This window comes from Bradyrhizobium tropiciagri (assembly GCF_001189845.1).
GTDB classification, from domain to species: Bacteria; Pseudomonadota; Alphaproteobacteria; order Rhizobiales; family Xanthobacteraceae; genus Bradyrhizobium; species Bradyrhizobium tropiciagri.
This window is the reverse complement of the sequence record NZ_LFLZ01000027.1, coordinates 42,312-56,104: the sequence shown is the minus strand read 5'-3', so window position 1 is coordinate 56,104 and position 13,793 is coordinate 42,312. Positions and strand designations below refer to the sequence as shown.

The 13,793-nt window shown below is 66.1% G+C and carries 10 protein-coding genes and 3 pseudogenes; 9 read left to right on the top strand and 4 right to left on the bottom strand.

Annotated elements, in window-relative coordinates; all coding sequences use genetic code 11:
* Positions 1-35: 35 nt before the first annotated feature.
* From tilS to AKN84_RS45835, 4 genes and pseudogenes are all read left to right on the top strand, one after another.
* A complete protein-coding gene (gene tilS, locus AKN84_RS21870) occupies positions 36-1,070 on the top strand; it encodes a tRNA lysidine(34) synthetase TilS (RefSeq protein WP_050422689.1) in 1,035 nt (344 codons plus the stop codon).
* Positions 1,071-1,329: 259 nt separating this feature from the next.
* Positions 1,330-3,251 (top strand): annotated as a pseudogene (ftsH, locus tag AKN84_RS21865) (ATP-dependent zinc metalloprotease FtsH).
* Between the two features lie 12 nt (positions 3,252-3,263).
* Entirely contained in the window at positions 3,264-3,677 is a 414-nt protein-coding gene (locus AKN84_RS21860; protein WP_050422688.1) for a DUF3052 family protein, read from the top strand.
* A 46-nt stretch (positions 3,678-3,723) separates the two neighbouring features.
* A pseudogene (locus tag AKN84_RS45835) lies at positions 3,724-3,855 on the top strand (ABC transporter substrate-binding protein); the annotation flags it as partial.
* 184 nt (positions 3,856-4,039) lie between these two features.
* Here AKN84_RS45835 and AKN84_RS21855 read toward each other — a convergent pair.
* On the bottom strand, positions 4,040-5,542 hold the full coding sequence (locus tag AKN84_RS21855; protein ID WP_050422687.1) for a hypothetical protein: 1,503 nt from the start codon (positions 5,540-5,542) through the stop codon (positions 4,040-4,042).
* Positions 5,543-5,987: 445 nt separating this feature from the next.
* Here AKN84_RS21855 and AKN84_RS21850 point away from each other — a divergent pair.
* Positions 5,988-6,659, top strand: a pseudogene (locus tag AKN84_RS21850) (TetR/AcrR family transcriptional regulator); the annotation flags it as partial.
* A gap of 102 nt (positions 6,660-6,761) precedes the next feature.
* Positions 6,762-7,190 carry an OsmC family protein gene (locus AKN84_RS45830; protein WP_128971061.1) on the top strand — a complete coding sequence of 143 codons (429 nt, stop codon included), beginning with the start codon at positions 6,762-6,764 and terminating at the stop codon, positions 7,188-7,190.
* A 12-nt stretch (positions 7,191-7,202) separates the two neighbouring features.
* On the opposite strand, the gene pyk is transcribed toward AKN84_RS45830, so the two are convergent.
* Both pyk and AKN84_RS21840 read right to left on the bottom strand, forming a co-directional pair.
* On the bottom strand, positions 7,203-8,639 hold the full coding sequence (gene pyk / locus AKN84_RS21845) for a pyruvate kinase (protein ID WP_050422686.1): 1,437 nt from the start codon (positions 8,637-8,639) through the stop codon (positions 7,203-7,205).
* Positions 8,636-9,250: a DUF1036 domain-containing protein gene (locus tag AKN84_RS21840; protein ID WP_050422685.1), complete on the bottom strand. Its 615-nt coding sequence runs from the start codon at positions 9,248-9,250 to the stop codon at positions 8,636-8,638. The genes pyk and AKN84_RS21840 overlap by 4 nt, the downstream gene beginning before the upstream one ends.
* Positions 9,251-9,448: 198 nt before the next feature.
* Between AKN84_RS21840 and AKN84_RS21835 the strand changes: the two genes are divergently transcribed.
* The 3 genes from AKN84_RS21835 (at position 9,449) to AKN84_RS21825 (ending at position 12,106) form a co-directional block, all read left to right on the top strand.
* Positions 9,449-9,751: a DUF1244 domain-containing protein gene (locus tag AKN84_RS21835; protein ID WP_050422684.1), complete on the top strand. Its 303-nt coding sequence runs from the start codon at positions 9,449-9,451 to the stop codon at positions 9,749-9,751.
* A 175-nt stretch (positions 9,752-9,926) separates the two neighbouring features.
* Positions 9,927-10,199, top strand: coding sequence for a DUF2312 domain-containing protein (locus AKN84_RS21830; RefSeq protein WP_050422683.1), 273 nt, complete (start codon positions 9,927-9,929; stop codon positions 10,197-10,199).
* Positions 10,200-10,342: 143 nt separating this feature from the next.
* On the top strand, positions 10,343-12,106 hold the full coding sequence (locus AKN84_RS21825) for an adenylate/guanylate cyclase domain-containing protein (protein WP_050422682.1): 1,764 nt from the start codon (positions 10,343-10,345) through the stop codon (positions 12,104-12,106).
* A 30-nt stretch (positions 12,107-12,136) separates the two neighbouring features.
* On the opposite strand, the gene AKN84_RS21820 is transcribed toward AKN84_RS21825, so the two are convergent.
* Positions 12,137-13,738, bottom strand: a complete 1,602-nt coding sequence (locus tag AKN84_RS21820) for a peptidoglycan L,D-endopeptidase MepK (protein ID WP_050422681.1) — start codon at positions 13,736-13,738, stop codon at positions 12,137-12,139.
* Between the last annotated feature and the right edge of the window lie 55 nt (positions 13,739-13,793).

Below are 13,793 nucleotides of genomic sequence, written 5' to 3'. Positions count from 1 at the left end.
CGCTTCCGGCCTTTCCACGACCTGCTGGTTCTGCGATGCCCGACGACCAATCCGCCATCCCCGCAAGGGACGCCAAGCGCCTGTTCGCAGGCCTGGCGCGCGCGCCGGCGATCGTGCTTGCGGTGTCCGGTGGTCCGGATTCAGTCGCGCTGATGTGGCTGGCCGCGCGCTGGCGCCGCGCGCTCGCGCAAGGGCCGCGGCTGGTGGCGGTCACCGTCGATCACGGTCTGCGTCCTGAAGCGGCTCGCGAGGCGCGCGATGTCAAGCGGCTGGCGCGAAGCCTCGACCTGCCACATCACACGTTGCGCTGGAACGGATCCAAGCCCAGCACCGGCGTGCCGGCCGCCGCACGCGAGGCGCGCTACCGTCTGCTCACACAAGCCGCGCGCAAGCACGGCGCCACGCATATCCTGACCGCGCACACCCGTGACGACCAGGCCGAGACGCTGCTGATGCGGATGCTGCGCGGCAGCGGCGTCGCGGGCCTGTCGGCGATGGCGCGCGAGACCGAGCGCGACGGCGTTCTGCTGACGCGGCCGCTGCTCGATATCTCCAAGGCGCAGCTGATCGCAACGCTGCAGAAGGCGCGCATCGGCTTTGCCGACGATCCGACCAACCGCGACCTGACCTTCACGCGACCGCGGCTGCGCGCACTGATGCCGCTATTGGCCGAGGAGGGCGGCGACGCGAGGAACCTGGCACGGCTTGCCGCGCGGATCGCGCGGGCCAATGCCGCGCTGGAGGTGCTGGTCGATGGCGCCGAGCGCTATCTTGCGTTGAAAAGCGAGGATAACCTCGACGCAGGCTTCGACGCCGCGCTGTTCGCGGTGATGCCGGACGAGATCCGCCTCCGTTTGCTCAAGCGCGCCATCGACCGCACCGGACATGAGGGGCCGGCCGAACTCGGCAAAGTCGAAACCCTGCTCGCCGCGGTCGATCAGGCGCTGGATGGGCCCATCGGACAACGCGAATCCAAGCTGAAACAGACGCTTGCCGGAGCGGTTATCAGCGTCGCCTCCGGCCGCATCAGGATCAGCCCGGCACCGCCCCGCCGGGCACGTTCCCGTTGAGCCGGGTTCGATTGTTTCAATCGCTGTCATAATCCGGCAAGGTGGCTTAACCACCCCGGAAAAACACCGGATTCTGCGTCATTTTTTGACCGGGAATCGCGCTAGGATGCGGTAAATAGTCGTGCGTGGTTCCCTTGGCATCGACCCCAGCGGCACCTAGATTGTAGGGCATCGACGGGATGGATTCCCTGGGGATTCCCACAGAGCCTGCCCAAGGATAGAGAGAGGCCGCGATCCGCGCGACCACCGAAGGAAGACCATGAACGCCAATCTGCGGAATTTCGCCCTCTGGGTCATCATTGTCCTGCTGCTGCTGGCGTTGTTCACGCTTTTCCAGAATCCCGGCCAGCGCTCGTCGTCCTCGGACATCTCGTTCTCGCAGCTTCTCACTGAAGTCGATCAGGGCCACGTCCGCGATGTCGTGATTCAGGGGCCCGAGATTCACGGCACCTTCAACAATGGCACCAGCTTCCAGACCTACGCGCCGAGCGATCCGTCGCTCGTGAAGCGGCTCTATGACGCCAAGGTGCAGATCACCGCGAAGGCGCCCGGCGACAACGTGCCGTGGTTCGTCTCGCTGCTCGTCTCCTGGTTGCCGTTCATCGCGCTGATCGGCGTCTGGATCTTCCTGTCGCGGCAGATGCAGGGCGGCGCCGGCAAGGCGATGGGCTTCGGCAAGTCGCGCGCCAAGATGCTGACCGAGGCGCATGGCCGCGTCACCTTCGAGGACGTCGCGGGTGTCGACGAGGCCAAGCAGGATCTGCAGGAGATCGTCGAATTCCTCCGCGACCCCGGCAAATTCCAGCGGCTCGGCGGACGCATTCCGCGCGGCGTGCTGCTGGTCGGCCCTCCCGGCACCGGCAAGACGCTGATCGCGCGCGCGGTCGCCGGCGAAGCAACGTGCCGTTCTTCACCATCTCCGGTTCTGACTTCGTCGAAATGTTCGTCGGCGTCGGCGCGAGCCGTGTCCGCGACATGTTCGAGCAGGCCAAGAAAAACGCGCCTTGCATCATCTTCATCGACGAAATCGACGCGGTCGGCCGTCATCGCGGCGCCGGCCTCGGCGGCGGCAATGACGAGCGCGAGCAGACGTTGAACCAGTTGCTGGTCGAGATGGACGGCTTCGAAGCCAATGAAGGCGTGATCCTGATCGCGGCGACCAACCGTCCCGACGTGCTCGATCCCGCACTGCTGCGTCCGGGCCGCTTCGACCGTCAGGTCGTGGTGCCCAATCCCGACGTCGTCGGCCGCGAGCAGATCCTCAAGGTTCACGTCCGCAAGGTGCCGCTGGCGCCGGATATCAACCTCAAGACCATCGCGCGCGGCACCCCGGGCTTCTCCGGCGCCGACCTGATGAACCTCGTCAACGAGGCTGCGCTGACCGCCGCTCGCCGCAACAAGCGGATGGTGACGCAGGCCGAGTTCGAGGAGGCCAAGGACAAGGTGATGATGGGCGCCGAGCGCAAGTCGCTCGTCATGACCGAGGAAGAGAAGTTGCTGACGGCCTATCACGAGGGCGGCCACGCCATCGTGGGCCTCAACGTCGTCGCGACCGATCCGATCCACAAGGCGACCATCATTCCGCGCGGCCGTGCGCTGGGCATGGTGATGCAGCTGCCGGAGCGCGACAAGCTGTCGATGTCGCTGGAGCAGATGACCTCGCGCCTCGCCATCATGATGGGTGGCCGTGTCGCGGAAGAGCTGATCTTCGGCCGCGAGAAGGTGACCTCGGGCGCCGCCTCCGACATCGAGCAGGCGACCCGCCTGGCCCGCATGATGGTGACGCGCTGGGGTCTCTCGGAAGAGCTCGGCACCGTCTCCTATGGCGAGAACCAGGACGAGGTGTTCCTGGGCATGTCGGTCTCGCGCACGCAAAATGCGTCCGAGGCGACGGTCCAGAAGATCGACTCCGAGATCAAGCGTCTGGTCGAGGAAGGCTACAAGGAAGCGACCCGCATCCTGACCGAGAAGCACGACGATCTCGAAACGCTCGCCAAGGGCCTGCTCGAGTTCGAGACGCTGACCGGCGACGAGATCACCGACCTCCTGAAGGGCAAGAAGCCCAACCGCGAGTCGGTGCTGGAGCCGTCGACGCCGCGCGCCTCCGCCGTGCCGCCGGCCGGCAAGCCGCGCCCGCGTCCCGATCCGGATACCGGCCTGGAGCCGCAGCCGCAGGCGTAAGCCTCGACCGCCATGGCCGGCACCTCCGGCAAACCGATTGTGCAAAAGCTCGGCCTCAAGCCGGGCTTTTGTATTTTTGTCGACGGGCTGTCCGTCCCGTACAGCGACATCGTCGGCGAACTGCCTGCCGAGCTGCGGATCGCGAAGACGGCGCGGGCGCCGCTCGATGCCGTGCATCTGTTCGCCACCACAGCCAAGGGGCTCTCAGCCAGGCTGCGACGCTACCGGGAGGCGATCGCGCCCGACGGCATGATCTGGGTGTCGTGGCCGAAGAAGAGCTCAGGCGTTGCCACTGACCTCGACGACAGGGCTGTGCGCGAGGCCGGGCTCGCGGCCGGCCTGGTCGACATCAAGGTCTGCGCCGTCGATGCGATATGGTCGGGGCTGAAATTCGTGATCCCGGTCAAAGAGCGAAGCAAGCGCTGAGATTGCTGAGGCGAATAGGCTTGGCCTCCGCCGTGGCGCCGTAGCATTGCCGATGCTGCTGCCGGGCATCAAGGTCAACACGTCGCCGGCCGATCACGTGCCGGTGGACCAGATGCAGCTGATGCGCTTCAACGGCAAGAGCTGGGATCGCTTCGGCGAGTTGCAGACGGGAAATTGAAGGCTGGGGTTGAACGAGCTTGAACTAAGCACCGGGGTTAATCCCGTCATCCTGAGGAGCCGCGCAGCGGCGTCTCGAAGGATCGACGGCCCGGCTGGTGGCCGATTCATCCTTCGAGGCTCGCTTTGCTCGCACATCAGGATGACGGGGGCGGCGATGCGATTTTGGACCTATGCGGCGCCGGTTAGTTCGAACCCGTAGCCGCCGGCATCGCCCCGGCCCTCGTCTCGTCCGATCGCACATGGATGACGGCGACGTCGTCCTTGTACAGCCGCTTCCAGCCCTTGAGGTGATCCAGCGCGTTTCCGGCCGGAGAGTCCGAGCTCAGCAGCGTGGCGTCGATGCGGTATTTGTCGAGCAGGTCGAGCAGCTGGCCGGCGTCGCGGGCATCGAGCGCGGCGTAATAGTCGAGCACGAATTGCTCGCCATACAGCTCGGCGCGGCCGTCGATGAACACCTTGATGTCGCGGCTCACCAGATAGCCGCCGAACGGCGCGGTATTGAACACGCGCTGCGCCTTGTGCTGCTGGAGGACGTCGACCGCGGCAGCGGGCCAGAACACCGGCAGGAATTTGAACTGGTGCTGCGCGACAAACATCGTCGTGGTCATCCACGCCCCGATCACCATCGCGACAGCCGCCAGGATCGTGACGACGGGGAGCGAGCGGCGCACCTCGAAGCGGGCGGCGGTGACGGCCGCCATCCCCCATTGTTCTGATATCGGCTTGGCGAGCACCAGCGGCGCGATGAACGCGAACACCTCGATGTTGCGGATATGGCTCAGCGCCATCCAGACCAACCCGAGCAGCAGCAGGATCCGCGGCACCGACAGCGTCAGCCCGCGATAGCAGATCAGGCCGATCAGGCCGAGCAGCGTGGCTTCGAAGAAGCTGGGCTTGCTGAAATCCGCGGGCATCCACTCGCCGATCAGCGTCAGCAGCTTGCCGAGGCTGAGGATCTTGGTCGCGCCGAGCAGGCTGTTCCAGCCGTAGGGCGTGACGCAGCTCGCGGCCAGCGCCGCGATGCCGAACAGTTCCCATCGCACGATGAGCTCGCGGCGGCGGCTCGGCTCTGCGCTCCACACCGCCTCCAGTCCGATCGGCCCGATCAGCGCAAGGCCGAGCACGAAGCCGCCATGCAGATTGGCCCATAGCGCCATCAGCGGCAGCAGCCACCATGATGGATAAGTGCGGCGATCCGCAGCCGCCATCAGGCCGCCGATGAACGCCAGCAGCACCGGCAGCGCCAGCACATGCGGCCGCGCGAAGAAGTGGATCGTCGACAACAGCAGCGCCAGCGCGGCGATCAGGATCGCACGCGCCGGATCGAAATACGAGTTCAAGAGATGCAGCAAGATCCCGACCGTCGCGCCGATCGCGATCGACGTCAGGATCACCGGCCCGGCCCAATCGCCGCCATAGACGAGGGCGTACGCCACCTGCGACAGCCACGAGCTCGAAATCCACGGCTCGCCGAAACGGGTGAAGGAGAACACGTCCGATGTCGGCATCGCGCCGTGTTCGAGGATCCACTGTCCGACCTTGATCTGCCATTCCGTGTCGGAATCGCGCAGCAGGATTTCACCGGCGGAGAGATAAAACAGATAGGCGCCTACGGCCGCGCACAGCGGCACCAGTCCTCGCACAGAGCTACGGCTGCTCACGCTGCTGGTGATGGAGAGTGACATGCGCTTTCTTGGTTCGGCCGGGGACATCCAGAGACAACGCCGCGCGCGACGTTGCGCGCACTCGACCACGGTCTCAGATAAATTCGGGTAAATGCCGGCGCGATGCGCGTGGGTCTGCGCGAGACCAGATGCCTCGATTTCGAGCAATGATCTTAGCTCGCGGTTTACCATCGAAGGCCTGATCCGAACCTGAGTGCTGTTGGCGACTGCCGATCTGTCGCTGAATCGGGTGGGCTCAGGGCACCCGCGGGCCCGGGGCGGCCGCCGGCTCAATCGGAGGTCGCATGCGGCCGTCGCAAAATCCTTACAATTCCAGCTTGTCATCCCGTCTGAATAGTTGTTCACTTCTTCAGGCGATTGCGGGATCAATCGTTCAAAACATTGAAGACGCGTGTGTTCTGCCGGTGGGCGCCGGCCAGGGCATACGGTGGGGGGACGGAACGCCATGGTCTACCGGCGAACACATCAGGTCGTGAAACGGCTGGCTGCCCGGCGCAGCGCCATCCTGTCGGCTGCGCGAGATGCTGCGGCGGCGGGCGGCATGGCGGCGGTGCAGATCGCACCGGTCGCTGTGCGGGCCAACGTCGCGGCCGGCACCGTCTACCGCTACTTCCCGTCCAAGGCCGAGCTGATCTCGGAATTGATCACGGAAGTCTCGCGCGACGAGCTATCCGCAATCCGGCGCGCCGCCGATGCAGCGCCAGGGCCGTCATCGGCGCTGGCCGCCGCGGTAACGACGATCGCGGTCCACGTGCTGTCGCAGCGCAAGCTCGCCTGGGGCATCTTGGCCGAGCCGGTCGATGTCGACGTCACCGCATCGCGCCTCGCCAGCCGCCGCGATATTTCCGGCGAGCTCGCCATGCGCATCGATGCCGCCGTGCGTGCCGGGCATCTGCCGGCGCAGGATACGGCATTGGCCGCCACCGCCTTGCTCGGCGCCCTGCACGAAGCGCTGGTCGGTCCGCTGGCACCAAGCAATCTCGACGATCCGATCAAGCTGCGCGATGCGGTGCAGACCGTGACGCTGCTGGCGCTGCGCGCGGTCGGCGTGATGGATGCACGTGCCCGCGGTCTCGTGGTGCAGGCCACGACCCCGGCGAAGGCGCTGGTCGGCGCTAGAGCTTCGGTTCTGATCGAACCGAAGCTCTCGCGGCGAACACTTCCGTCGCATTGGCGTTGTAGGCTTGTGGCTGGGTTCAACCAACCTCAGGAGCAACGCATGACGACGACCCATGGTTCGGCCAAATGGCAGGGCGGCATCAAGGACGGCAAGGGCGCGATCTCGACCAAGAGCGGCGCGCTCGCCGATTACCCCTACGGCTTCGCCAGCCGCTTCGAGGGCAAGCCAGGCTCGAACCCCGAAGAGCTGATCGGCGCGGCGCATGCCGCCTGCTTCACGATGGCGCTGTCGCTGATCCTCGGCGAAGCCAAGCTCACCGCCGAGCACATGGAGACCAAGGCCGACGTGACGCTGGAGAAGGTCGCTGACGGCTTCGCCATCACCGCCGTTCACCTGACGCTATCGGCGAAGATCCCGGGCGCCGATAATGCGGCCTTCCAGGAATTGGCGGGCAAGGCCAAGGCCGGATGCCCGGTGTCGAAGCTGCTCAACACCAAGATCACGCTCGACGCGTCGCTGCAGGGCTGATCGCGGCGCTTGTCAGAGCTGCGCGTCGCCCTTCGGTCCGACCGAGGCGATGCGCAGCATGTTGGTGGTGCCGGGCGCGCGCAGCGGCACGCCGGCGACGATGATGACGCGCTGGCCGGCCTTGGCAAAACCGTCGCGGAATGCAATCGAGCCGGCGCGGTCGACCATGTCGTCGAGATCGTGCGCATCCTCCGCGACCACGCAATGCACGCCCCACACCACCGACAGCTTGCGGCCGGTGGCGAGATTCGGCGTGATCGCGACCACCGGCACCTTGGGCCGCTCGCGCGCCACGCGGATGCCGGTCGAGCCCGATGACGTCCAGCAGATGATCGCCGACAGATCGAGCGTCTCGGCGATCTGCCGCGCGGCGTCGGCAATGGCGTCGCCCACCGTCGCCTCGGGATCGACGCGCTGCGCATTGATCACGCTGCGATAGGTCGGATCGCGCTCCACTTCCTCGCCGATGCGGTTCATGGTCGAGACCGCCTCGACCGGGAATTTGCCGGCAGCGGATTCCGCCGACAGCATGATGGCATCGGCGCCTTCGTAGACCGCGGTGGCGACGTCGGAGACTTCGGCGCGGGTCGGCACCGGCGCCTGGATCATCGACTCCAGCATCTGGGTCGCGACCACCACCGGCCTGCCGGCGCGGCGCGCCATCCGGATCATCTGCTTCTGCAGGCTCGGCACCCGCTCCAGCGGCAGTTCGACGCCGAGATCGCCGCGGGCCACCATCAGTGCGTCCGCCGCATCGATGATGTCGGCGAGGCGGTCGATCGCCTGCGGCTTCTCGATCTTGGCCATCACGGCGGCACGGCCGCGGATCATCTTCTTGGCCTCGATCACGTCCTCGGCACGCTGCACAAAGGACAGCGCGACCCAGTCGATGCCTTCCGGCACTGCGGCTTCCAGGTCGGCGCGATCCTTCGGCGTCATCGCCGAGACCGGCAGATCGGTGTCGGGCAGGCTGACGCCCTTGCGGTCCGACATCTTGCCGCCGATCACGACGCGCGTGACCGCGCGCTCGGGCGAGGTTTCCTCGGCGATCAGCCGCACCTTGCCGTCGTCGAGCAGCAGCGCATGGCCGGGGCGGAGCGCGGCGAGGATTTCCGGATGCGGAAGCTGGACGCGGCTGTTGTCGCCCGGGGTCTTGTCGGAATCCAGGGTGAAGCTCTGGCCGTTCTTGAGCTGGGTCGATCCTTCCGCGAATGAGCCGAGCCGCAGCTTCGGCCCTTGCAGGTCGACCAGGATGCCGATCGGCCGGCCGTAGCTCGATTCGACATTGCGGATGGTCTTGACCAGCTCCCGCATCTTGTCATGCGGGGTATGGCTCATGTTGATGCGGAAGACGTCGGCGCCTGCCTCGAACAGCTTGCGGATCATCGCGCTGTCTGAGGAGGCCGGGCCGAGCGTTGCGAGGATCTTGATTCGTCGCAGTCGTCTCATTGTTTGTTTCCGGGCGGCGTAGCGGCTGGCGGCAGACCCGGCGCGCCCGGCGGCGTTGCGCCCGGCGGCGGATTTGGCAGGCCCGGCATCGCCCCGGGGCTTCCCGGGGCTACGCCGCCCGGCATTCCCGGTACTTTCTGCGGCTGTTGTTCGTTGGCTTCGGTCAGCTGGACGGTCCATGCACGCTGCTCGCCGGTGTCGACCTCGAAGAAGCCGGTGCGGTCAAAGCCCCGCGCCAGACAATTCTCGGTGCCCTTGATGGTGAATTCCTTGTCGCGCGAGCACATGAAGGCCTGGCCGGACCATTCGCCGCCGCGATCGTAGTCGAGAGCGTAGATGTAGTAGTAGCGCGCCACAAGATTGCCGCGGAGCAAGGTCTCGCAGGTCCGCGACGACACATTCCACCAGCCTTCGGTGGTCCAGCCTTCGGCGTCCTTGTAGCCGAGCGCGATCCCGACGCGGCTCGAGGTGTTGTTGCAGAGCCGGAAATCGGCGGCCGCCGGGCTCGTCCACAGGCAGGCCGCGACAACCGCCAGCACCGGCAGGAGGCCGGCCATGATCAGGCGGATGGTGCGGGGAGGAGCTGAGGCGAGAGAATCTGTTGGGCTCATGTGGCGAAGCTATATCAGACCATTGACGATTTCGCGTGCCCGGCAGGCACTGTCAACGGGCGGGCGCCCGTTTCCCGCGCTGTGGCACCGTGGCAAGTGTTGGCCGGACAGGTCCGTATTGCGCGTCGATATGGCAAAATCTGTGACAATTCCCACCTGATATCAATATGGTGAGCGCCTCACACCGGGATCACGATCATGAGCATTGACGACAAAACCAGAACGGAACTTGAGGCTGCGGTGTTTCGGCGCCTCGTCAGCCATCTCCGTAACCGGACCGATGTGCAGAACATCGACCTGATGAACCTTGCCGGCTTCTGCCGCAACTGCCTGTCCAACTGGATGAAGGAAGAGGCCGACGCCAAGGGCCTTGCGGTGAGCAAGGACGAGAGCCGTGAGGCGGTCTACGGCATGCCCTATGAGGAGTGGAAGGCGAAGTACCAGGGCAGCGCGACGCCGGAGCAGCTCGCGGCGATGAAGAAGGCCCAAAGCGGCCACTAATTCCCGATCTGTGTGACGTCAGTTTCCGCGGCCACCAGCATCTCCTGTGGGCGCGCTGTGGATGAGCGCGATGTTTCCTTGACGGGACGTGCTCCAAAATCGAGGGTCGCCCGCAACAAGCGGTGCGCGTGGCGCGTATTCGCGCGACATTTCATTGCCATTTCAGGAGTACGCGATGGCCACCACGTCTGCCGCCGTTCAGGACGAGCCCGCAACGCGATTTGCCAAGGACCAGCTCAGGTCGATCATCGAGCGCATCGAGCGGCTCGAAGAGGAAAAGAAGACGATCTCGGACGACATCCGCGACGTCTACGCCGAGGCCAAGGGCAACGGCTTCGACGTCAAGGCGCTGCGCACCATCGTGCGTCTGCGCAAGCAGGATGCCAATGAGCGCCAGGAGCAGGAGACCATCCTGGAGACCTATATGCAGGCGCTCGGCATGCTGTGAGGCGGCCGGCCGGGCTGGCCTGACGCCGTCAGGCGGTCCGCCGAGGGTACTCCCGATGGCTCCTGCCGCGCCTCCGTCGAGGCTTGGGTGACATCCCGGGATTTGCTAGACTTGGCGACGAGGTAACCGGGCAGATCGTTCAGATGGACGTGCCAGGACCAGAGCGCCGGCTCGCAGCGGTCCTCGCCGCCGACATGGTCGGCTTTAGCCGCCTGATGGAGGCTGACGAGACGGGTACCCTTGCGCGCCTCAAGACCCATCGAATCGAGCTGATCGATCCCGCCATCGCCAAAAATCGCGGCCGCATCATCAAGACCACCGGTGACGGCATGCTGGTCGAATTCCACAGCGTCGTCGATGCGGTGCTGTGCGCGGCCGAGGTCCAGAGCCGGATGGCCAAGCGCAACACCGACGTCGCGCCGGCGCGGTGGATGCAGTTTCGCATCGGCATCAACCTCGGCGATGTGATCGTCGACGGCGCCGACATCTTCGGCGACGGCGTCAATGTCGCGTCCCGGCTGGAGACGCTGGCCGAGCCTGGCGGCATCTGCATTTCCGGCGCGGTCCGCGACCAGGTCGGCGATCGTCTGGAAGATCTGAGCTTCGAGGATCTCGGCGACCAGACCGTCAAGAACATCGTGCGCCCGATCCGGGTTTTCCGTGTCCACTTCGAATCGGGCGCCAAATCCACGACCGGTCAGCCGAATGCGGCGGCCGCCCCTGTCGTCGCCAAGAAACCCTCCATCGCCGTGCTGCCGCTCGCCAACATGAGCGGTGATCCCGAGCAGGAATTCTTCGCCGACGGGCTCACCGAGGACATCATCACCGAGCTGTCGCGCTTCCACGATCTGCTCGTGATCTCGCGCAACTCGACCTTCGTGTACAAGGGCAAGGCTGTGAAGGTGCAGGACGTCGCGAAGGAGTTCGCGGTCGACTATGTGCTGGAGGGCAGTGTGCGGAAGGCGGGCGGCCGGATCCGCGTGACGGTGCAGCTGATCGACGCCGAGGCCGATCGGCACGTCTGGGCCGAGCGCTACGACCGCGAGCTCGCCGACATCTTCGCCATCCAGGACGAGATGACGCGCGCGATCGTGGCAATCCTGCCGGGACGTGTCGAGGCCGCAGCTCACGACCGCGTCAAGCGCAAGCCGACCGACAACATGGCGGCCTATGAGTGCGTGCTGGCCGCCAAGGTGCTGCATCATCGCTCGGAGCGGGACGACAATGCGGAAGCGCAGCGCCTGCTCGAGCGGGCCATCGTGCTCGATCCCAACTACGCCCACGCGCACGCCTGGCGCGCCTGCGTGCTCGGCCAGACCTGGGTCTACAACTGGTGCGACGACCGCGACGCGACCTTTGCGCAGGTGGCCGCCGAGCTCGAGATCGCGCTCAAGCTCGACGACAATGACAGCGACGTGCATCGGATCCTCGCCGCGCTGAACCTCAACCGCGACGAACACGACAAGGCAGCCTTCCACCAGGAGCGCGCGCTCGCGCTCAACCCGAACTACGACCTCGTCGTCGTGCAGCAGGGCGAGCTCCTGACCTGGCTCGGACGGCCGGAGGAAGGCATCGACTGGATCAAGCGGGCGATGCGCCTCAATCCATTCCATCCGGAGCGCTTCTGGAGCCATCTCGGCCGCGCCTGCTATTGCGCCGAGAAATACGCCGACGCCGCCGAGGCGTTCTCTCGCATCACGCGGCCCGATCACACCCATCACGCCTTCCTCGCCGCGACCCTGGCGCAGATGGGCAACGCGGTTGCGGCCACAGCCCATGCGGCCGAGGTGCTGAAGCGCGAGCCGGCCTTCTCGGTGTCAGCCCATCTGGCAACCCAGCACTACAAGTGCACGCCCGACCGGGCGCGCTACGAGGCCGGCCTGCTCAAGGCAGGACTGCCGGCGTAACGGCTCATGAAGTGATCGTGTCGGAGAGGCTCAACGCAGCGCGGCGGTGCGCAGCACGAAGGACTGGGTGGTCAGGGGGGCGGTCGCCGAGCCCGAGAAGTGGTCGCAGGTCATGCCCATCATCGGATCTTCCGAGAAGGTCATGGCGACCGCGGCCTGCGGTTTCACGAAATGAGCCCGCATCATGTTCATGTCGGTGTCGCCGAGCACCGTGGTCAGCATGGCATTGCTCGCGCTCGGCGCCAGCATCACCACGCGCATCCAGACGTCGTTACCCTTGGCGGCCGAGATCCGCGCCGACGTGGTGATCACGCCCTGGCCAGGCGCGCCCTTTGCGACGACGGTGTTGATCTCGGTGCTGGGCGCCGCCGCGTTGCGCGTCGGGCGCACATTGCGCAGGATCGGGGCGGTCGCTGCGACGATGTTGGCGCGATCGACCGGTGACGATGCAGCGGGCGCATAGGCGAGCGCCTTGTTGAAGTTTTCGGTCGTGCTGGCCGTGGTCTGCGGATCGGTGCCGCCAACCGCTTCACGCGCCTTCAGTGCGGCGATCTGCGCGGCCGATGCCTGTTTCGGCGCCGCCGAATCGTCGCCCCAGAAGCCGCGGGCATTGATGATGTCGGCGGGCGATTGCGGCTCGGTATTCTCGGCGGTCTGCACCACCTGCATCGCAGGCCTCGCCTTCGGCGTCGGAACCAGCTGCGCGTCGGCGGCGGCGAGCTGGATCGCGGCGGCGAATTGCGGCTTGGCGCGCGGCAGCGGAATCGGATCGGCGGATTTGGCGGGCGCTGCGGCGGCAACTACGGTGTTGGCCGCGGCTGCGGGCTTGTCGTTCACGCTGGCCGCGCCTTCGTCTTCATCGTCACCCGACTTGCCGACCCCAAACAGCTTCGCGAACAGGGTCGGTTTGCTGATCACAGCGGCATCGTCGCCATTGCCGCGGCGTTCGATGTCGGCCTTGGCGAGCTCATAGCCCTTCAGCGGCGTGCCGTCGGTCGGGACATGGACAGTGCGGCCATCGGGGAACACCCTGACCAGCTGCTCGCGGGTCATCCGCGGCCAGTGGCGAATGCCGCCGGTGTCGAGATGCACGAACGGCGAGCCTGAGGTCGGATAGAAGCCCACGCCGCCGCGCTGCAGGCGCAGGCCGGCGAAGCGGATCTGCTCCAGCGGCACGCCCGGAATGAAGAAGTCCATCGCATGCCCCAGCATGTGCTGGCTGTGGCGCGCGACGCCCGAGGAGCGGCGGCGGAGCATGGCGTTGGTGGCGGGGGCGCGATAGGCGGAGATGATCTGGATCGGCTGCTTGCCGCCGACGTCGCTGTAGACTTCCCAGAGGATGTCGAACAGATGGCGGTCCATCACCGTCTCATCCTGGGAGCGCCAGTCGCGCAGGAAGTGGTTGAGCTGCTTCAGCGCGGCTTCATCGTAGCGGCCATCGCGCTTGAAGGTGACGGTGAGGTCTTCGCCGGAATGGGTGTGGTGGAACGAGAGGGTGCGGGTCTGGTTCAGCGCGGTCGCGTCATGCACCGATCCCGCGCCGGCCAACAGCAATAGCGCGGTCAGGCCGACTTGGTACCCGGCCTTAGGCAACGACAGCGGATTGTAGCGGCGTGCGAAGACAGCCAGCACTATGAGCCCACCCAGTCGACGAGCGTTCGGTCGGCACCTTTCGCAGACCCCCTGC